The sequence below is a fragment of the Oceanobacillus sp. FSL W7-1293 genome (assembly GCF_037969815.1).
Classification (GTDB): domain Bacteria; phylum Bacillota; class Bacilli; order Bacillales; family Amphibacillaceae; genus Oceanobacillus; species Oceanobacillus oncorhynchi.
This window is the reverse complement of sequence record NZ_CP150212.1, coordinates 886,646-905,209: the sequence shown is the minus strand read 5'-3', so window position 1 is coordinate 905,209 and position 18,564 is coordinate 886,646. Positions and strand designations below refer to the sequence as shown.

Annotated in this window: 19 protein-coding genes; 11 read left to right on the top strand and 8 right to left on the bottom strand. The window is 40.9% G+C overall.

The features are described 5' to 3' along the window. Window positions 1–33 precede the first annotated feature (33 nt). Entirely contained in the window at window positions 34–801 is a 768-nt protein-coding gene (locus MKY65_RS04455) for a DUF3891 family protein (protein ID WP_339182719.1), read from the top strand. A gap of 88 nt (window positions 802–889) precedes the next feature. On the opposite strand, the gene metA is transcribed toward MKY65_RS04455, so the two are convergent. Continuing rightward, window positions 890–1,804 (bottom strand): homoserine O-succinyltransferase, encoded by a 915-nt coding sequence (metA, locus tag MKY65_RS04450; RefSeq protein WP_339182718.1) that lies wholly within the window; start codon window positions 1,802–1,804, stop codon window positions 890–892. Window positions 1,805–2,149: 345 nt separating this feature from the next. Here metA and MKY65_RS04445 point away from each other — a divergent pair, with 345 nt between their 5' ends. Further along, the gene (locus tag MKY65_RS04445) at window positions 2,150–3,748 is read left to right on the top strand and encodes a catalase (RefSeq protein ID WP_339182716.1); all 1,599 of its coding nucleotides are present in this window, start codon (window positions 2,150–2,152) and stop codon (window positions 3,746–3,748) included. A gap of 48 nt (window positions 3,749–3,796) precedes the next feature. On the opposite strand, the gene MKY65_RS04440 is transcribed toward MKY65_RS04445, so the two are convergent. Together MKY65_RS04440 and MKY65_RS04435 are read right to left on the bottom strand one after the other, a co-directional pair. Further along, a complete protein-coding gene (locus MKY65_RS04440) occupies window positions 3,797–4,291 on the bottom strand; it encodes an SRPBCC family protein (protein ID WP_339182714.1) in 495 nt (164 codons plus the stop codon). An 89-nt stretch (window positions 4,292–4,380) separates the two neighbouring features. After that, entirely contained in the window at window positions 4,381–4,986 is a 606-nt protein-coding gene (locus MKY65_RS04435; protein WP_339182712.1) for a TetR/AcrR family transcriptional regulator, read from the bottom strand. Window positions 4,987–5,157: 171 nt separating this feature from the next. On the opposite strand from MKY65_RS04435, the gene MKY65_RS04430 reads away from it, so the two are divergent. Further along, window positions 5,158–6,864 (top strand): FAD-dependent oxidoreductase, encoded by a 1,707-nt coding sequence (locus tag MKY65_RS04430; RefSeq protein ID WP_339182711.1) that lies wholly within the window; start codon window positions 5,158–5,160, stop codon window positions 6,862–6,864. A gap of 481 nt (window positions 6,865–7,345) precedes the next feature. Here MKY65_RS04430 and aroD read toward each other — a convergent pair whose 3' ends face one another. The 3 genes from aroD to MKY65_RS04415 are packed head-to-tail and all read right to left on the bottom strand — an operon-like array spanning window position 7,346 to window position 9,388. After that, window positions 7,346–8,116, bottom strand: a complete 771-nt coding sequence (aroD, locus tag MKY65_RS04425) for a type I 3-dehydroquinate dehydratase (protein ID WP_339185119.1) — start codon at window positions 8,114–8,116, stop codon at window positions 7,346–7,348. A 41-nt stretch (window positions 8,117–8,157) separates the two neighbouring features. Next, the gene (locus MKY65_RS04420; RefSeq protein WP_339182709.1) at window positions 8,158–8,571 is read right to left on the bottom strand and encodes an MFS transporter; all 414 of its coding nucleotides are present in this window, start codon (window positions 8,569–8,571) and stop codon (window positions 8,158–8,160) included. Further along, on the bottom strand, window positions 8,540–9,388 hold the full coding sequence (locus MKY65_RS04415; RefSeq protein ID WP_339182707.1) for an MFS transporter: 849 nt from the start codon (window positions 9,386–9,388) through the stop codon (window positions 8,540–8,542). The genes MKY65_RS04420 and MKY65_RS04415 overlap by 32 nt, the downstream gene beginning before the upstream one ends. Before the next feature lie 325 nt (window positions 9,389–9,713). Between MKY65_RS04415 and MKY65_RS04410 the strand changes: the two genes are divergently transcribed. The 5 genes from MKY65_RS04410 to MKY65_RS04390 are packed head-to-tail and all read left to right on the top strand — an operon-like array spanning window position 9,714 to window position 13,274. Next, window positions 9,714–10,592: an ABC transporter ATP-binding protein gene (locus MKY65_RS04410; protein WP_339182705.1), complete on the top strand. Its 879-nt coding sequence runs from the start codon at window positions 9,714–9,716 to the stop codon at window positions 10,590–10,592. Beyond that, window positions 10,589–11,284, top strand: a complete 696-nt coding sequence (locus MKY65_RS04405) for a hypothetical protein (protein WP_193064020.1) — start codon at window positions 10,589–10,591, stop codon at window positions 11,282–11,284. Before MKY65_RS04410 ends, MKY65_RS04405 begins: the two co-directional genes overlap by 4 nt. 30 nt (window positions 11,285–11,314) lie before the next feature. Further along, window positions 11,315–11,692: a GntR family transcriptional regulator gene (locus MKY65_RS04400; RefSeq protein WP_339182702.1), complete on the top strand. Its 378-nt coding sequence runs from the start codon at window positions 11,315–11,317 to the stop codon at window positions 11,690–11,692. After that, a complete protein-coding gene (locus MKY65_RS04395; protein ID WP_339182701.1) occupies window positions 11,689–12,570 on the top strand; it encodes an ABC transporter ATP-binding protein in 882 nt (293 codons plus the stop codon). Before MKY65_RS04400 ends, MKY65_RS04395 begins: the two co-directional genes overlap by 4 nt. Next, window positions 12,567–13,274: a hypothetical protein gene (locus tag MKY65_RS04390; RefSeq protein ID WP_339182700.1), complete on the top strand. Its 708-nt coding sequence runs from the start codon at window positions 12,567–12,569 to the stop codon at window positions 13,272–13,274. Before MKY65_RS04395 ends, MKY65_RS04390 begins: the two co-directional genes overlap by 4 nt. Window positions 13,275–13,350: 76 nt before the next feature. Here MKY65_RS04390 and MKY65_RS04385 read toward each other — a convergent pair whose 3' ends face one another. Together MKY65_RS04385 and MKY65_RS04380 are read right to left on the bottom strand one after the other, a co-directional pair. Then, entirely contained in the window at window positions 13,351–15,084 is a 1,734-nt protein-coding gene (locus tag MKY65_RS04385) for an ABC transporter ATP-binding protein (RefSeq protein WP_339182698.1), read from the bottom strand. Further along, on the bottom strand, window positions 15,085–15,897 hold the full coding sequence (locus tag MKY65_RS04380) for a MerR family transcriptional regulator (RefSeq protein WP_339182697.1): 813 nt from the start codon (window positions 15,895–15,897) through the stop codon (window positions 15,085–15,087). 387 nt (window positions 15,898–16,284) lie between these two features. Between MKY65_RS04380 and MKY65_RS04375 the strand changes: the two genes are divergently transcribed. Genes MKY65_RS04375 through MKY65_RS04365 form a run of 3 tightly spaced genes read left to right on the top strand, consistent with a single transcriptional unit; the run spans window position 16,285 to window position 18,436 of the window. Then, a complete protein-coding gene (locus MKY65_RS04375; RefSeq protein ID WP_339182696.1) occupies window positions 16,285–16,737 on the top strand; it encodes a helix-turn-helix transcriptional regulator in 453 nt (150 codons plus the stop codon). Further along, the gene (locus MKY65_RS04370; RefSeq protein WP_339182695.1) at window positions 16,734–17,651 is read left to right on the top strand and encodes an ATP-binding cassette domain-containing protein; all 918 of its coding nucleotides are present in this window, start codon (window positions 16,734–16,736) and stop codon (window positions 17,649–17,651) included. Before MKY65_RS04375 ends, MKY65_RS04370 begins: the two co-directional genes overlap by 4 nt. Further along, window positions 17,651–18,436: a hypothetical protein gene (locus MKY65_RS04365; protein WP_339182693.1), complete on the top strand. Its 786-nt coding sequence runs from the start codon at window positions 17,651–17,653 to the stop codon at window positions 18,434–18,436. The genes MKY65_RS04370 and MKY65_RS04365 overlap by 1 nt, the downstream gene beginning before the upstream one ends. Window positions 18,437–18,564 lie beyond the last annotated feature (128 nt).

Below are 18,564 nucleotides of genomic sequence, written 5' to 3'. Positions count from 1 at the left end.
ACGCAATCAATCACAAGGAAAGGAATGAGTAACATGATTATCCGAAATCAGAACGGCCATTTTATTTTTATATCACAGGTAGACCATGCTTCTGTATCTGGGGAAATAGTTAAAAATCTGTCCTCGGATTATTTCGATCATACACCTTATAAAGATTCCGTTATCTATGCAGCTGAGCAGCATGACTGCGGCTGGGAGGCCTTTGACAAACAGCCTTTTTGGAATGACCAGGCAAACCTTCCTTATTCCTTTATTGATTTTCCAGATATACCCAAAACCGTCTTATATACACAGGGTATTCAGCAGGTTCAAGAAAAGGATAAATATGCCGCATTATTATGCAGTGAACATTATAAACGTTTTCTCGTAACATCCACGCTCCCTGAAGCAAAAGCATTTGTTCAGCAGGAAGCAGAGCGGCAGGAATGGCTGATTAGCAGGATGGATCATTTTAATCAAGATATGTTTGAAATGGATTATACGCTTTTACAGTTTTCCGATACGCTGTCTCTGTTCGCATGCATGAATGAACCGGGAGCTGCAAATAAAGACCTTCATCCTTTTTTTAAAAACGGCGTATCCGTTTCAAACACCGCAACCTCCTTTCCATCTGCTTTTTCTGTCAGCTGGGAAGATACGGAGACAATAACAATGGAACCTTTTCCATTCTCAGCAGACTTTTCAGTTACTTTGCTGTACAAAAGCATTCCTAAAACAACGATTCAGCAGCAGGGGCTGGTGGATGCTTATGAGCATGCCTCTGTTTTATCAAAAACGATAAGAATAAACACCAAGAAATAAGGCTGGCAGCTGCTCCAGCCTTATTTCTTGGTGTTTTTAAAAAGGACCAGACGCATCCAGTCCCTTCTCTGCTTCATTCAATCTATTTTTACTCTCCTCCCCACACATAAGGGGTTTCTTGATACACATAATAATTCAGCCAGTTGGAAAACAGCAGGCTGGAGTGACTCTTCCAACGGTGCTTCGGCTGTTTTTCCGGATCATTATTTGGATAATAGTTTTCCGGTATTGCTGTATCGATTCCTCGTGCATGGTCTCTTTCATATTCTTCCTTCAATGTGTTTGCCATATATTCTAAATGCCCGGTTGCCATGATATGCTTTCCATCCTCAGAAGCAAGTAAAAAAACCCCTGCGTCATCGGATACAGCAATCAGCTGCAGATCAGGATGATTTTCGATTTCTTCCAAAGAAACCGTTGTATAGCGGGAATGCGGTGCTAAGAATACTTCATCAAACCCTCTCACCAGCCGTTCTTTCGGTGTTAACACATCATGTTCAAAAATCCCAAAGCATTTTTTCGGAAGCGGATGCTTATTAATTCCATAATGATGATATAAAGCAGCCTGTGCTCCCCAGCAAATATGCAGGGTGGATGTCACATGATCATTCGTCCAGTTCATAATCTCCTGCAGCTCTTCCCAATAATCAACATCAGTAAAAGACAGATGCTCCACCGGGGAACCCGTAATAATCATACCGTCAAATGTTTTATCCCGGACCTCTTCAAAGGTCTTATAAAAGGTATCCAAATGATTCTGGCTTGTTGTTTTTGATTCATGTGAAGCCATTCGTAAAAAAGAAATCCGCACCTGTAACGGTGTATTTCCTAAATATCTTAACAATTGCGTTTCTGTTTTTTGCTTTTCCGGCATTAAATTAAGAATAAGAATACTAAGCGGACGAATTTCCTGTGCATCCGCGCGCTGTTCATCCATCACAAATATATTTTCCTCTTCCAGAATCTCTTTTGCAGGCAACTCTCTCGGAATTTTAATCGGCATTGTCTGACCTCCACTTTTTAAACTTAACTTATCTCAAACGTTCTATTATCAATATGGATTATATCCGTACTGAATGTACAGCTTTTCCAAATTATTTGTCTATTTCTATTGTAATAGCTGGCAAGAAAAGTTCAAGTCCTCTCCCCTATTTTCCTTTAGAAAATCAAAAATGAATTGGATTTGAAAACATCAGGAGGAGCATTTTGTTCTTTTTGAAAATAGTCCAAACTCCCTTACGCTGCATTTTTTCCATCTCAGATAATAATCCTCCAAAGATACGATTAATTTTATTTGGATTGGCAATGCTAATGAGAAGAAATTTATAATGGAAATGAGGATAAATCTATGGCTGATAAAGAAAAATCCACGCATCAAACCAACATGGAAAATGATAAAACCTTAACTACCCGTCAAGGGCATCCGGTAACCAACAACCAAAATATCCGGACCGTCGGCAATCGTGGTCCTGGAACGCTGGAAAACTATGATTTCATTGAAAAAATAAGTCATTTTGACCGTGAAAAAGTTCCAGAACGTATTGTTCATGCACGCGGTGCAGGGGCGCATGGCTATTTTGAAACATATGGAACGGTCGGTGATGATCCGGTTTCCAAGTACACCAGAGCAAAAGTTTTTCAGGATAAAGGGAAGCAGACTCCTGTATTTGTCCGCTTCTCAACAGTAGTGCACGGCAACCATTCGCCGGAAACCGTTCGTGACCCGCGCGGTTTTGCGGTTAAATTTTACACAGAGGATGGCAATTGGGATCTGGTCGGCAACAATATAAAAATATTCTTTATTCGTGATGCAATGAAGTTCCCGGATATGATTCACGCTTTCCGTCCAGATCCCGTAACAAACATTCAGGATTCCGAGCGTTTCTTTGATTTTTGTTCCAATTCTCCAGAGTCCTTTCATATGGTGACCTTTATTTACTCCCCATGGGGCATTCCTGCCAACTACCGCATGATGCAGGGTTCTGGTGTAAACACCTATAAATGGGTCAATGAAGAAGGAGAAGCGGTGCTGATTAAATACCATTGGGAGCCGAAGCAAGGGATTAAAAATTTAACCGCCAAAGAAGCAGCGGAAATTCAAGGTGAAAATTTCAACCATGCGACTCAAGATTTATATGATGCCATTGAAAAAGAAGATTATCCAGAATGGGAGCTGCTGGTGCAAATCATGTCAGACGACGATCACCCGGAGCTTGATTTTGACCCGTTGGATGATACCAAGCTATGGCCAGAGGATAAATTCCCATGGCTGCCAGTCGGGAAGATGGTATTAAATAAAAATCCTGAGAATTATTTCACCGAGGTAGAACAGGCATCGTTCGGCACTGGCGTATTAGTTGACGGACTGGACTTTTCAGACGATAAAATGCTTCAGGGACGGACCTTCTCTTATTCAGATACACAGCGCTATCGTGTCGGAGCGAACTACCTGCAAGTACCGATCAATGCTGCGAAAAAACGGGTGGCAACCAATCAGGAAGGCGGACAATTACGTCAGGAAAATGATAAGGCACCGGGTCAAAACCCGCATATCAATTACGAGCCGTCTGTACTCGGCGGTCTGGAGGAAGCAGAGCAGACCGGAAAAGAATATAAACCTTTTGTAGAGGGTCATCTTGTGCGCGAATCCATTGACCGCAATGATAATACAAAACAGGCAGGCGAAACCTTCCGTCAGTTTGAAGACTGGGAAAAAGATGAATTATTGTCCAATCTGATTGGCGATTTATCGACCTGTGACAAGCGGATTCAAGATAAAATGATTGCACTCGCAGAAGAAGCAGATGAAGAATATGGACGCCGCCTGCGAGAAGGATTAGAACAGGCGAAAAAGCATGGCACCAGTCAAAATCCATTAGGTGCAACGGATGCAGAACAAGCTCCAAAGCACGCAGAAGAGTTAGGACATGACGCCGACCCTTATTAAAATAAAACAACAGTGCCTCGAAAGTTTCATCTCTGAGGCACTGTTGTTTTATTTATCTTCCTTCAAAAATGGATTAATCTTTTTTTGATATGCTTTATAATGCGCTTCCCATGATTCCTTTGGAAAATCCATTGGTTTTCCTTCCAGCGCTGCCTGGAACATCTCTAAACATACCTGCCATCCAGCTAAATCCTTCGGGATATGATTGTTTAGCGCCGGAATATATTCCTTTAATAAAAGCACACACCCATTTTCTACTGGTTCCAATTCAAACCGGACAGAACCGTCTCCCCATTCAAATTGCCAATAGGTTAGCTCCTGAAAATCTACAATAGCAATCTCGAAGGAGTTACCTGTTCCATCATTCATATTGAATTTCATTGTTCCGTTTTTACGAAGGTCTACCACTTCTAAGTTCGGCATCCACTGCTGCAGTTTATCATTTTGTGTTAATGTGCTCCACACTGCTTCAACAGAGCTTTTAAATCTGCGTTCAAAGGTTGCTGAATAGCCCTTTTCTGTTTTTTCTACAATGGCTAACATCTATTTTCCTCCAGTAACTAAGTATTAATTCAACTTGTATATATTATAACCGTTTTCCAGCTGCTTAACGATATGCTTCACTCATTTCATCAGGAATCCCCAGTAATAAACGATTCCGCCGGATAGTAATTGATTATTTTACAAAGCTGATTTGCCATATAATCCGGCGATTGTTCAAAATCGTTTTTAATCCAATCTAAAATAATGCCTAAAATCCCATAAGCGTAAAACGAGGTATACATATTATTATTTAATCCATCATGATACGGGGTAATCAAATTAATATCCTGTTTAAAAAATTCCGTGATAGATTCTAAAAAAGTTTCATAGAATCCTGGAATAGCCTCAAATTCCTTCCAAAGCCCATAAAAATGCTTGTTTTCGAGAATATGATTAAAAATCACAATCTCTGAAGGAGCTAAGGCGTTTAAATGAATATAGTTATTTTTCTTATAAGGAACACGGAAGGCTTGAATAAGTCCGTTTGTCTGGGCTGTGATTATTTCCTTCACTAAATCTGCCTTTTGGTTATAATGCCGATAAAAAGTAGCTCGGTTATAATCCGCATAATCAACGATATCTGTCACTGTTATTTGCTCATAATGCTTTTGCTGCATCAATTCAAGCAGCGCATGCTTCAGTAATTTTTTCGTTCTTCTTACCCGCCTGTCCATTATCATATCCTTCGTAACCACGCAAACCACCCCAAATCCTTTTCGTTTTTAAACATATTGCAGCAATCTGTTGTTTATGTGTACAGACCATAATATATTACTGATTGAAAGCGCTTTATTTCCACTTTATACTTAGGTTAACTCGTACTTATAGCTTATCATAATTTCAAGATTGATTGGGAGGTCATGACATTGGAAAATCAGTGGAATGAGCAATATGATGTCGTTGTTGTGGGTTCAGGCGCTGGCGGATTAACAGCTGCTTTAACAGCTTGTTTGCGCGGATTATCAGTAATTGTCATTGAAAAGACTGCACTATTTGGCGGCTCCACTTCCAAATCCGGCGGAACCATCTGGATTCCCAACAACCTTTATCTGGAGAAGGCCGGGGTAGAAGACACGTATGAACAGGCAAAAACGTATCTGGATGCTACTGTCGGAGACCGAGTTCCAGATGTATTAAAATCGGCTTATCTGCAAAAAGGACCCGAAATGGTAAAGTATCTGCATGAGAATACAGCGCATTTCCGATGGGAATACACTCCTAAATACTCCGATTATTATCCTGAATCACCTGGAGGCTTGGCATCTGGGAGAGCCTTTGAAGCTCAGCTTTTTGATCTTCGCAACTTAGGAGACGATTTGAAATATTTACGTACTTCCGGCTTGCCGACAAAAGGGATGGTACTAAAATCAAGTGAATTCCACAAAGTAAATATGATCATGAGAACGTGGATTGGAAAAGTAAAGGCAATGAAAGTAGGAATGCGCCTGATTCGCACACTCCTTTCCGGGTATAAACCTACTACCTTAGGAGAAGCTGTTGTTGCCCGCCTGTATACCTCGCTCAAAGAGGCTGGCGGGGAAGTTTGGCTTAACACCCCATTTAAAGATTTGATTTATGAAAATAATCGCGTTACAGGGGTTATCGCCGAAAGAGATGGAAAGGAACTCAACATTCAGGCTCGGGAAGGTGTGGTTTTTGCTTCTGGCGGGTTTTCCCATAGTCCGGATTTACGGGAGAAATATTTACCGCAGCCTTCCAATACGGAATGGACACTGTCAGCTGAAGAGCAGACAGGTGATATCATTGCAGCAGGTGTCAAACTGGGTGGACAATTGGATTTGATGGATAAAATGTGGGGAACTCCTACATCAGCTCCTCCTGGGGCGCCTGCATTTATGCCTGTTGCTGAACGCGCCACGCCCGGCTTGATTATCGTCAACAGCAATGGCGAACGCTATATCAACGAATCGGTTCCGTACCATGAATTTGTTGATCAAATGTATGAAAATAATCATGAAAAGAGCTCCACGATACCATCATGGATGATTTTTGATCAACGGGTGAAGAATCGTTATCTGGTATTCGGAATCATGCCGTTACAGCCGCTTCCTAAAGAATGGTTTGAGACAGGATATGCCAAAAAAGCAGAAACTCTGGAGGTATTAGCCGAGCAGATCAATGTGTCTCCAGAGAAGCTGGCTAATACCATTTCCAAATTTAATACATTTGCAGCCAATGGGCAGGACGAGGATTTCGGACGCGGGAATAGTGCTTACGACAGATATTATGGTGACCCGACATTGGATAACCCTAACCTTGCTCCGCTGAACAAAGCACCATACTATGCAATCCCAATCTACCCAGGCGATATTGGCACCAAAGGCGGTCTGGTCATTGATGCATCAGCCAGAGTCGTCAGGAAAGACGGCAGCCCAGTTACAGGACTATATGCTACTGGAAATTGCACCGCTTCTATTATGGGCGAAACTTATCCCGGACCAGGCGCAACGATTGGAGCATCGATGGTATTTGGTTATACAGCAGCAGTGGATATAGCTGAGAAAGTTGGAAGGAAAGAAAGCCCTATTCCTAAGGTAACCATGACAGTTTAAGTGTATTTCTGATTTCAAGATGCAGATGCAAGATTTTTCGAAAGACATCCTAATCGGCTTATAGTCTGATGTAAAAGAGGATTCCGATTTACAGATTGCTAAATCGACATCCTCTTTTTTCATGTATTCCAATCTACCTCGCCCCTCCCTTCAAACGAACAGCAGAAGTTTTCCAGATCTTCTCTTTCTTCTTTTTCGGTTTATTTTTACAAAGCCTCGCTGATTTCCTTACATCCTCCATCCGATAATCAATATGACTTTTCAAAGACTCATACGTAAAAAACATGGGATAAATCAGCTCCTGAAAATAAGTTATTTGATACGTTTATTGTATCGACTTATTCTCTCCCGCACATCGGGTCGGTGACTGATTTATCCCTTGAAATTTCCGCTGCTTCAGATGGAAGAAAAACTCCGACTTCCGGTTGAGGGCAGCTCCGTCCTTCTCAAATTCACGTAGATATACCTTCCGTTAAACCAGTTAGCTTACATCCATTGATTTCTCAATTACCTCTAACACCTGCCGCAGCTCCTGAACCGGAACCTGCCCGGGTGCTGAAGTTCTTTCCCCTGCTCCAAAGGTTAAAACAGATCCGAAAATCTGGCCGGACAGCCGGCTGATTACACCAAGCGGGCCCATTGCCATTGTTATCATGGGCTTCGTTGTATATTCTTTCATCTCATTAGTCGCTGTGAGCAGTTCTAAAACATCCGCTGTCTGATTAGGCATCACAGCAATTTTTAAAATATCACCGCCGAGCTCTTCTGCCCATTTTAAGCGTCGGACAATTTCTGATTTAGGCGGTGTTTTTTGAAAATCATGATTGGAAACAATCACATATGTATGCTGCTGATGCGCTGCAGAAATCAGATTTTTAACTGCCTCCTCTCCCTGATACAATTCCACATCCACAAAATCAGCAAGTCCTGTCTGGATCACAAATTGATTCAGAGCGATATAATCTGCCTTGGAAAGCTCCTTTTCTCCCCCCTCTTGATGGCTGCGGAAGGTAAAAATAAGCGGAATTCCCTTTAAAACTGCTGTTAAATCTTTTAACATCTGTTCCACAGCTGTATGATTTTCCACTTCTTCAAATATATCGGCACGCCATTCAACAACATCTGCTCCTTCTTGCTGATAACGCTCCGCCTCTTCCATAAGTGCTGCTTTGTCAGAAGATGTTAAAGGAATACAAATACTTGGTTTCCCTTCTCCTAAGGTTACGTTTCTAATTGTTAATGCTTCTGTCATCATACAACCTCCATTCTTTATTAATTAAAAACCCGATTCTATCACGCAAGATAGTTATCTTTTTTCTTCCCAAAAAAGTGAAAAACTCCCCATGCTCCCCCTACAAATAACATAACCATACTGGAAAGATAAAATACAGCAGAAATTCCATATAAATCGATAATAATAAATGATAGTAAGGGACCAATTGCTGCTCCTAAATCAACAGCTACTGTATGCAGCGTCATCATCTTAACAGGATCTGTTTTAGCTGCAGCATCTCCTGCCAAAGTATCTGTTATTGTTAAAAATATCGTTGTTACCACTTGAAAAAACATGATGATGATTAACAAAGGAATAAACGATTCCACACTGCCTAACATTAAAAAAGCAGCGCTGCCAAGGAATATTGGAATAAGAATCCAATAATACTTTTGCTTTTGTTTATCGACAAAACTTCCTATAACAGGGGGCAAAAAAAGGATCCCAAGCCCAGCGAACTGCTTGAATGATTCCAGCCAATGTTGCTGCCCCGATAACCATGCCAAATACGGACCAATGCGGATGATATGACTGCTCAATCAACGGGCTCAAGGTAGAGTTAAAAATACCCATGGTAATATACCCCATCGTTCCTCCGGTAATAATGACGAGAATAATATATGGCTGACGTATTGATTGCTTCTCCTTTTCCGGCACATGACGATTTACAGCAATCGTATCTTTCTCCGCAGTTGTATTGTTTTTTGGCACCAGTTTGAAGATAAAAGGAAAAACAGCGACAGCTGCCAGCGCAAACAGTGTCGTCACAAAAGGTATCGACAACTGATCTGCTAAAAATCCTCCTGCCAGCATACCGGCTAAACCGCCTAATCCCCATAGACCATTGTATAATCCCATATAATGCCCTCTAGTCTGTTCCGAAGAAAACGATACAACCGTAAGCATCCCTCCCAGCTTCACAAATGACCAGGCGATTCCCCATAAAATTCTGGCAAGCAGAAGAAGCCAAAATCCTTGAAACTGACCATAGAAGAACGTGCTTAATGCTGCAAAAAACACAGAAATCACTACACCTGAACGGATATCGAACTTGTTGTAAAACATTCCTACAAATGGCGTAATCGGCAAACGGACAAAACGATTAATAGATAACAGGACACCGATCTGCCAAATAGCTGTTAATCCAAAATCCTGCCAATATAAGGGCAAGACTATAAAAAGCATGGCATCCCCCAGCAGCGTGATTGCTGTAATCAGGGCAATCCCGATAACTTTTCCTTTATCACTCATGGGAATTGCCCGCTAAGATTAAATGGCAGCGCCCTTTTTTCATCATCCGTCCCTCCTGCCTTTCATTTAACCCTCGTAAGATTCTTTTAACGTTTTTGCTTCTTATATGTTTAACTTATATTCCAATATATCATAAGTTCCAAAACAATTTCTTCGTAAATTTATTATTTTTAGAAAAGCTTCGTTTCGTTTTATCAAAGCCTATTTTTCAGAAAGCTTTCTATATTTTATTGACAACTAACTGTAACACTGTTATGGTTATACACATAAGTATATAACCATAATACAGTATGACTTAACTATTAATTTATAAAGGAGAATGTATATGGCTTATCCCATTGAAGTACGCCATTTAACGGTACATTATAAGAAATACAAAGCGTTAGAAGATGTAAGCTTCACGCTGTCTCCAGGAAAAGTTCACGGAATACTAGGAAGAAACGGGGCCGGAAAAACAACCCTGTTAACATATCTTGCTTCTTTCCACAAAGTAAAGCAGGGCACGATTGTCATTGACGGCGAAGACCCTTTTGAAAATGAACGAATTTTGCAGGGAACATCTTTTATTTACGATAAAGATAATACCTATGACTACGATAAAATCACTAAAATACTCAAGGGTATGCTTTATTTCCGTCCGAATTTTGACGAAGCTTATGCCAAAGATTTAGCAGCTAAGTTTAACATTCCGATGGATAAAAGTGCCGACCAATTATCCAAAGGGCAGTATTCCGCTCTACAGGTTACCATTGGCCTGGCAAGCAGAACACCGCTCACCATTTTTGATGAAGCCTATCTCGGAATGGATGCGCCGGCAAGAGAGTTATTTTATAAAGAAATCTTATTGGAGCAGGAGCGACATCCGCGTACAATTTTATTTTCCACCCACCTTGTTTCAGAAATGGAGTACCTTTTTGATGAAGTGCTTATTATCGATAATGGGGAGGTTTTATTGCAGGAAACAAGTGAGCAGCTTCTGGAAAAGGGCTTCTCTATTACAGGGCCTAAAGAAGATGTCGATTCATTTACAGAAACATTGGAAGTGATTCATGAGAAGTCGCTCGGCGGCACTAAATCTGTAATGGTGTATGGAACGTTGACAGAACAAGAACAGCGGGAAGCGGCTGAGCTTGGCTTAGAGGTTGGCACATTATCTTTAAATAATCTATTTATTCATTTGACAAAGGAAGGTGAGGAAGCATGAAACAATCTCAATTAGGATGGTCTTTATTCGTAGAACAGCTAAAATGGGCAGCTTGGTTTTTTGGTATTATGATTATTTTGACGATTGGAATTACGGCAGCAAATCAATGGGGTTTCTTGGATAACCTCGATGTCAGCAATACAACTTCGAATGTATTTTTGTTGATTATCGGATTGCTTTATTCTTATGGATTTTTAGACTACTACTTTAAATTGGGGATCTCCCGGAAAAAGTTCTTTAAAGCTTCCTTATTCGCGTCTGTGTTGCTTTCCGTTATTTTAGCTTTTGCCATGAGTCTCATGATTGGTTTATTTGAGACACTTGTTCCAGCTTTAGGCTTTACTGTTCCATGGTCAGATTTATTGAGCAGCGGCGGCGTATTATCTTTTATAAAAAGTATAGCCGATTATTCTGTCAGTCATTTTTTCTATCTTTTAATTGGCTGGTTTATGGGGCTTGGTTTTTATCGTTTTCGCTGGAAGATTGGATTATTGTTCATCCTTCTTTCCTTTCCATTTTTCGGCATATCCGCATTGTTGCAGGATCAGGATGACATTGCACATACGATTAACTTTTTCACCTCTAACTCGCTCATTATCAGTATGGGACCGTATGTTATTTTCTTTATCATGATAGTCATTTTAATTATATGTAACTACCGTCTGACCAAGGACGCACCAATTCGATTATAAAACCCTGCCAGAAAGGAGGCTATACACACGATGTCTACACAATTTCGAAGTGATAAACCTATCTTTGTCCAAGTTCGCGAACAGATTGAAGACCAGATAGTCAATGACCAGCTAAAGGAAGGCGAACAGGCTCCTTCTACCAACCAGCTGGTCCAATTTTACAAAATTAATCACGCCACCATCTCCAAAGGCGTCACACAGCTTGTAGATGAAGGCATTCTATACAAAAAGCGAGGTGTCGGCATGTTTGTCGCAGAAGGAGCAAAACAAAAACTCGTTCAAAAACGGAAGCAGGCGTTTATGGATGATTACGTTATCGGTTTAGTCCAGGAGGCAGAAAAGCTTCGGATTACAGAGGAAGAAATTATTGATTTAATCAAAAAAGCAAGAAAGGGGGATAAAGCATGAGTTATGCCATCGAAGCAAAGGATGTCAGTGTACGTTATAAAGATTTCACCGCCATCGATCAGATCAGTTTTCAGCTGACGTCCGGAAAAATCCATGGTTTGCTAGGTAGAAACGGAGCGGGGAAAACATCCTTATTATCGGTTCTATCCGCTTTTCGAAAAACAGATACAGGCAATCTTATCATTGACGGCGAAGACCCTTTTGAAAACCCAAGAATCATGCAGGACACGATTTTCATATTTGATCAGCACAAGGATTTGGAATACAGCTATGATAAGGTTGGCGAAACATTAAAAGAAATGGCTTACTTTCGTCCAAATTTTGATGAAACCCTGGCCCTTCAGTTAGCTGAAAAGTTCAAGCTTCCTTTAAATAAAAAAGTGAATCAGCTGTCAAAAGGAAAAAAATCAGCATTTCAGGCTATTATCGGCTTAGCGTCTAGAGCGCCTCTAACTATTTTTGATGAAGTTTATCTCGGTATGGATGCGCCGACAAGAGAAACTTTTTATAACGAGATTTTAAATGATCAGGAAAAGCATCCAAGAACGATTATCTTTTCAACCCATCTCGTTTCGGAAACCGATTATCTATTTGATGAGGTGCTGATGATTCATAACGGAAAGGTTTTATTGCAGGACGCTAATGAACAGGTTATTTCCAAAGGCTTCTCTATCACAGGTTCATTGGAACAGGTGGATGATTTCACAAAAGAATTAGAGGTTTTAAACAGTCAGCTCCTTGGCGGAACAAAATCTGTGATGGTATACGGCGAACTATCTGAACAACAAAGGTACGCAGCAAATCAAGCCGGGCTTGAAATCGGCCCCCTCTCCCTTCATGATTTGTTTGTGCATTTGACAAAGGAGGAAAAGGAATGAGTGCGATTATCTTATCACCGACAACAATGGCTAGATTCTTATTTATGGAACAATTGAAATGGACCATGTGGTTTCTTTCCTTTATGTTTGTAATTTATATTGTCGTCGTCAGTTTTGCTTCTGGCCCCCATTCCAGTTTTATTGATTTGGTAAACTTTTCAAATGGGTCATCATCTATTTATATGTTCGTCCTTGGCATTCTGACAACATCCTCCTTCTTTTATTATTACATGCTGCAGGGGGTAACCAGGAAAAGTTTCTTTCTCGGTACGATGATATCGTCTGTTCTGCTGGCAGTAGCCATAACAATCATCCTGATTGTGTTAGCCTTCCCCCTTCAATTTATTTCTGGATGGGCTGGCTGGAATATCCATGCACAGGAATTTGATTATACAAGCAGCTTTTCCGCATTCATTTATGTCTTTGGCAGCCTGGTTATGTTGCACCTTATTTACTTTTTAATCGGCTGGATGATAGGTCTGACCTTCTATCGTTTGGGCTGGCGATATGGACTGCTCTCTATTGCATGCAGCATTCTTATTATCGCAATAGCAGGCGTTTTTATAGAGGCCACTCATTTTTCCTTTTTCACAAATATCATCACGGTGCCGACGTTTATAGCGATGCCATTGAGTATTGTATTAATTGTTCTGCTTCTTGGCGTTAATTATCGTTTGATTAAAGATATCACGATAAAAATATGACTTTGTATCTGTTTAGATGCAGCATTAAAAAGAGCAGCGCATTTCTTCGACGAAGAACTATGCGCTGCTCTTTTTTCTATTTCAACTGCTGTTCCGCAAAAGAACGATACAGTTCATGTGACTCCAGTAATTCCAGATGTGTTCCTTTCCCGGTAATCTCTCCATTTTCAATAAAGATAATTTGATCTGCATCAATTATCGTTGCTAAACGATGGGCAATCACAAATGTCGTTCTTCCCTCCATTAATCGCTGCAGGGCTTTTTGAACCACCTGCTCCGATTGACTGTCGAGACTTGCCGTTGCTTCATCCAGCAATAAAATCTTCGGATCACGTAAGAAGGCTCTGGCAATATTAATACGCTGGCGCTGTCCGCCGGATAATTTCGTGCCGCGCTCGCCGACTTGCGTATCCATTCCATTTGGCAGCTCTTGAATAAATTGTGCGGCATAAGCCATTTCCGCAACGGCCCAAAGCTTTTCAATGGCAATTTCTTCTGCATCTTCCAGGCCATAGGTTAAATTATCTCGAATCGTACCAGACATCATCGAGCTTTCCTGGGACACATATCCGAGCTGGGAGCGCCAGGACGCCAATGAAATATCCTGAATTGATTCGCCGCCTAGCAGGATAGCTCCCTCATCGGGCTCATAATAGCGTTCAATCAGGCCAAATACAGTGGTTTTTCCTCCGCCGCTTGGTCCGGCAAATGCCACCATTTCTCCTGGTGCCGCAGAAAATGATATGTTGTTTAAAACCTGCTCGCCCGCTTCATAAGAAAAGCTGACTTCTTCAAATGCCAGCGGAAGCTCGCTAATTTGTTTTGCAGAACCAGGCAATACTTCTTCCTCTTCTTCCTGCAAAATTTCTGAAATTCGTTCCGTAGCACCTTTTGCTTTTTGCAATTCTGTAAAGAACATCGCAAATGTCGTAATCGGGAAAACGATTTGGAATAAATATAACAGAAAAGCAACAAGCGATCCTGTCGTCATGGTTCCCTGCTCCACACGGATGCCGCCGTAGCCGATAATCATGACAATTACAAGCATTACAATCATATACATAAATGGTGCAATGACTGAGAAAATCTTTGCTTCTTTCAAACCTGTCTGCAATAGCTTGAAAATCCCCTGTAATCCCCGCGTTTCTTCCTTCTGTTCTGCCGTGGAAGATTTCATCAATTTAATTTCACTGACGGTCTGCTGAATCTCCCCTTGGAAATTAGCTGTTTGATCCTGCAGACTCCGGGATACTTTTGCCATCTTATTCCCAAGCGGCAGCATGACAATCAGCGTAATCGGAACAGCGATAAACATGATCAATGTCATTTTCCAGTCCATAAACAGCAGGATAATGACCGCTCCAATAATAGAAATCAGACCAGAAATAAATTGCGGAAAATGCTGAGAAACCAAATCCTTTACAATTCCCGTGTCATTGATCACACGACTGACGGACTCCCCGCTCGGCTGCTTTTGAAAATAAGAAACCGGCAGGCGAATCAGCTTTTTCCATAATATTTCTCTGAGTCTTGCCACTACCTTTTGCCCGACATAAGCTAGTGCATAAGCTGACAGCCCATCCACCAGCGCATGTACGATAAATACGCCGATGATCAGAACAATAAAGCGCCAGTCTAAATCGGCAATGGAAAATCCGTCCACGAGCTCTCTGGTCAACAGCGGGATGGTCAGCCCTACCAGTGTCGTCAGCACACTCCCTAATAACCCTAATGTTAAAACCAGCTTCGGTATCCTGGTAGATAATATCAGTTTGATAAAATTACTTGATGATTGTTTCGATGCTTTCATTTACTTCTCTCCTTCTTCCTCGTCCCGTAATGGACCCATATAATCTGTTGTTACTTGCTCGATCCATGCTTCTTCCTCCGCTGTGATTGGAGACGGAACAAGGCGTTCTATCTCTTGAATATACGTATTTACACGTTCTTCGTTCGCTTTATCCTCCATATCCAAGGTGAAAATATCAGCCAATTCTTCCAAGGAATCCATCCCCACTACCTTCAGGATAAGACGATAAAACTCATCCAGCATCTGTTGAACTTCCGGATCATCTGCCGGCTTGCCAAAATGCTGTTTGACTCTCTTATAAAATGTCAGCAGCCCTTGTTCAAAAAGCATTTTTTCTTCAGCTGTCTGAGGAAACATCTTCTTCATTACCTCATCCTTAATGATTCCTTTTGCCAGCTCCTCCTGTTTCTTCTCATTTTGCATACTCGCCAGTAAGCTGATGAGTACAGCCTGGTCAACTTCCTTTTCGTTTTCCAGAAGATATACCGTCCGCTGGATGGCTTCCAACGCAATATCAATCTGTTCCCTATCCTTGATCAGCTTCGATTCCTGCAGCCTCAACGTCTCGATAAAGCTTAAATCGAACGTATCCGGCTGCATATGATGCTTGATGTCATCCAAGCTCATCCCTAAAAATTTCATCGTCATGATTTTATGCAGCTGAATCATATCCTCTTTTTCATAAATACGATGTCCCCTATATTCATCCCGTTTTGGCTTTAATATATCCTTCTCATCATAATAATGCAGTGTTCGCACAGATACGCCAGTTGATTTAGCAAATTCGCTGATGGAGAATGTTTCGTTTTTCATTTCCGCTCTAATCTCCTCTCACTTGATAGCTCTATCATACCACCTCACGTAACGTCAGGCGCAAGCCTAAAACGAAACTTCATTCAGTGGGAGTTTTTTCTTTTCTTCCACTGAATGATTAGTTGAATGATCCAGGGAGTTAGCGTCCGTTATCTCCCGCCTTAATAAATTTATTTATACTCTTTATTTTGAGGCGGGAGTTTTACGGACGATTCTCCGTGATAAATTTTTTATTATAAAGAATTGGCGGAAAAACTTCTCTAGAAGGAAGTTCGTTTTATTTATAATACGCAACTAACGTTAACATAAATGGTTATCCTGCGTTGGTTGTTTCCTTTTCGTTAACGGGTAAAATAGAAGTATACCCAAACGAAAGGGATGCATGAGATGAATAAAATTACTTTATCACGAAATCTTTCTTTTTTAAGAAGAGAAAATAATTACTCTCAAGAAGAATTAGCAGAAAGAATTGGCGTTACCAGACAATCCATTGCGAAATGGGAAAATGGAGAATCTTTACCCGATATTATCAATTGCGATGCGCTTGCCTCTTTATTCGATGTCTCTTTGGACAATTTCATTCATTACGATCAAAAAGACAGCGGCTTTCCCATCCCTCCGAAGGGGAAGCATATGTTTAATACAACCCCTTTGGAGAAGGATGGTTATGTCAAATTACCGAAAAAGGCTTTGGATATGGTTCGCATGCAGGAAGGCGACCAGTTTATGGTGTTAGGCGATGAAAATCCAGAAAGTATGGGCATCGCCTTAGTCCCGACAGACTTTTTTACAACCATGGCAGCTGGCATTTTAAATCGTACAGGGGATACTAAAAAATGACGAAATATATTCTGGAAGCAAAAAATATCTCCAAAGTCTATAACGGTTTTCAAGCATTGGAAAATGTATCAATATCCTTGAAAAAAGGGAAAATCTATGGGTTAATTGGTCAAAATGGAGCCGGGAAAACAACATTTATGCGGATCATTGCCGGCCTTTCCTTCCCTGCTTCTGGAGGGCTGTATTTCTTTCATCAATCCGGTCAAAAGGCATTGCAGGCTGGCCGGAAGCAAATGGGAAGCATGATTGAAAACCCGAGTATCCTGGGGCATATGAGTGCAAAAGATAATCTCCGTGTCCACAAAACAATGAAAGGGATAAAAGAAGAAAATGCGGAACAGCGCGTGCTCGATATCGTTGGATTAGCATCTGCCGGCAAAAAGAAAGCAAAGGATTTTTCCTTAGGAATGCGCCAGCGCTTAGGGATTGCTATCACATTGCTGGGCAATCCAGAGATATTGATGCTTGATGAGCCGATTAATGGTCTCGATCCCAGCGGCATTGCTGAGATTAGACAATTAATCAAGGAATTAGCGGCCAACTATCAAATGACGATTCTGCTATCCAGCCATCATTTAGCTGAGCTTCATCAAACTGCGGATGAATTTATTATTGTAAATAAAGGGAAAATCCTGAAAACACTCAGCCATGACAATTTAGAGCAGCAAATCGATAAGCATCTTCTGATTGCTTGCAACGAACCGGAAAAGCTGCAAAAGGTACTGAGAGAATCGCTTCATACAGAGAATTTTATTGTACAGCCTGATCAAAGCATTAAATTATATGACTTCACGGATAAAAAAGAGGAGCTGTCAAAATCCCTGATAGAACATGATATTATCGTTACCATCTTCGCAACACAGGAAGAAACGTTAGAAAGCTATTATCTCCAATTAATTGGAGGTGTAAGCTGATGCAGCTGTTAAAAGCAGATTTCTTTAAATTAAGCCGGTCGATTTCACCATGGACACTATTTATGCTAGCTCTTATCAGTGCCATTGTTTTTGCTGCCTGCTCACATTATGTTGCGATAGACAGCTTAAGCATAGAAACTGCGTCCGGCAGCTTGTCTTTATTTTCCGAAACGCAGATGATGGCATTATTGGGAAGTATCGCTGCGGGCATTTGCCTGACAACTGATTTTGAAAATAAAATCATTGAAAATGCCATTTCTGGCGGACATAGCAGGAACGCGATTATGATTAATAAAATGATTACCTTTTTTATTTTAATCGCGTTATTATATCTGCCTTACGCTGCCATTACACTTCTCTTTGCTTTTACAGATACAGCATTCAGCGGCTTTCTCCCGACACCGACCTTAAACATATTATCTGGAGCAGCAGAACAGGTATCAACAGCAGGTTTATTCGGGAAAATTTTATTGGTAAACGGCTTATCCTTCTTTATTTTTTTCAGCCAGCTGATGGTCAGCATCTTCTTTATGTTCCTGTTTAAAAAGGCTGTTCTTGTTATCGCTGCTACGTATATGACCAGCTTGATTCTTGGACCAGTCTCAAGCTTAAATGAAACAATTCATTCTGTGATGGCTTATACTCCTTATGGAATTGATTTATCTCAGCTGACATTCCACATGAGTGGTAAATTTATCGGGGAAAGCTTCCTTATCAGTTTTGTATTTATTCTTGTTTTCTATCTGGCGAGTTTTCTTATCTTTCGGAAGGCAGAAGTGAAATGACGTTACTATTTTATCTGCAAACTTTCCATATTTATTTTCTGAAAATGATAAGATGAAACACCTCTAAAATCCGGACATCCTTTTTTGTCCGGATTTTTTAAATGTAGCATTTTCTATCTGCAGAGTGC

What these genes read in the sequence shown, in the direction of transcription:
- MKY65_RS04415 (WP_339182707.1), bottom strand. Translation starts at nt 9,388, where the DNA reads ATGAGTGATAAAGGAAAAGTTATCGGGATTGCCCTGATTACAGCAATC.
- MKY65_RS04455 (WP_339182719.1), top strand. Translation starts at nt 34, where the DNA reads ATGATTATCCGAAATCAGAACGGCCATTTTATTTTTATATCACAGGTA.
- MKY65_RS04370 (WP_339182695.1), top strand. Translation starts at nt 16,734, where the DNA reads ATGACGAAATATATTCTGGAAGCAAAAAATATCTCCAAAGTCTATAAC.
- MKY65_RS04395 (WP_339182701.1), top strand. Translation starts at nt 11,689, where the DNA reads ATGAGTTATGCCATCGAAGCAAAGGATGTCAGTGTACGTTATAAAGAT.
- aroD (WP_339185119.1), bottom strand. Translation starts at nt 8,116, where the DNA reads ATGACAGAAGCATTAACAATTAGAAACGTAACCTTAGGAGAAGGGAAA.
- MKY65_RS04445 (WP_339182716.1), top strand. Translation starts at nt 2,150, where the DNA reads ATGGCTGATAAAGAAAAATCCACGCATCAAACCAACATGGAAAATGAT.
- MKY65_RS04385 (WP_339182698.1), bottom strand. Translation starts at nt 15,084, where the DNA reads ATGAAAGCATCGAAACAATCATCAAGTAATTTTATCAAACTGATATTA.
- MKY65_RS04375 (WP_339182696.1), top strand. Translation starts at nt 16,285, where the DNA reads ATGAATAAAATTACTTTATCACGAAATCTTTCTTTTTTAAGAAGAGAA.
- MKY65_RS04390 (WP_339182700.1), top strand. Translation starts at nt 12,567, where the DNA reads ATGAGTGCGATTATCTTATCACCGACAACAATGGCTAGATTCTTATTT.
- metA (WP_339182718.1), bottom strand. Translation starts at nt 1,804, where the DNA reads ATGCCGATTAAAATTCCGAGAGAGTTGCCTGCAAAAGAGATTCTGGAA.
- MKY65_RS04400 (WP_339182702.1), top strand. Translation starts at nt 11,315, where the DNA reads ATGTCTACACAATTTCGAAGTGATAAACCTATCTTTGTCCAAGTTCGC.
- MKY65_RS04365 (WP_339182693.1), top strand. Translation starts at nt 17,651, where the DNA reads ATGCAGCTGTTAAAAGCAGATTTCTTTAAATTAAGCCGGTCGATTTCA.
- MKY65_RS04380 (WP_339182697.1), bottom strand. Translation starts at nt 15,897, where the DNA reads ATGAAAAACGAAACATTCTCCATCAGCGAATTTGCTAAATCAACTGGC.
- MKY65_RS04410 (WP_339182705.1), top strand. Translation starts at nt 9,714, where the DNA reads ATGGCTTATCCCATTGAAGTACGCCATTTAACGGTACATTATAAGAAA.
- MKY65_RS04440 (WP_339182714.1), bottom strand. Translation starts at nt 4,291, where the DNA reads ATGTTAGCCATTGTAGAAAAAACAGAAAAGGGCTATTCAGCAACCTTT.
- MKY65_RS04405 (WP_193064020.1), top strand. Translation starts at nt 10,589, where the DNA reads ATGAAACAATCTCAATTAGGATGGTCTTTATTCGTAGAACAGCTAAAA.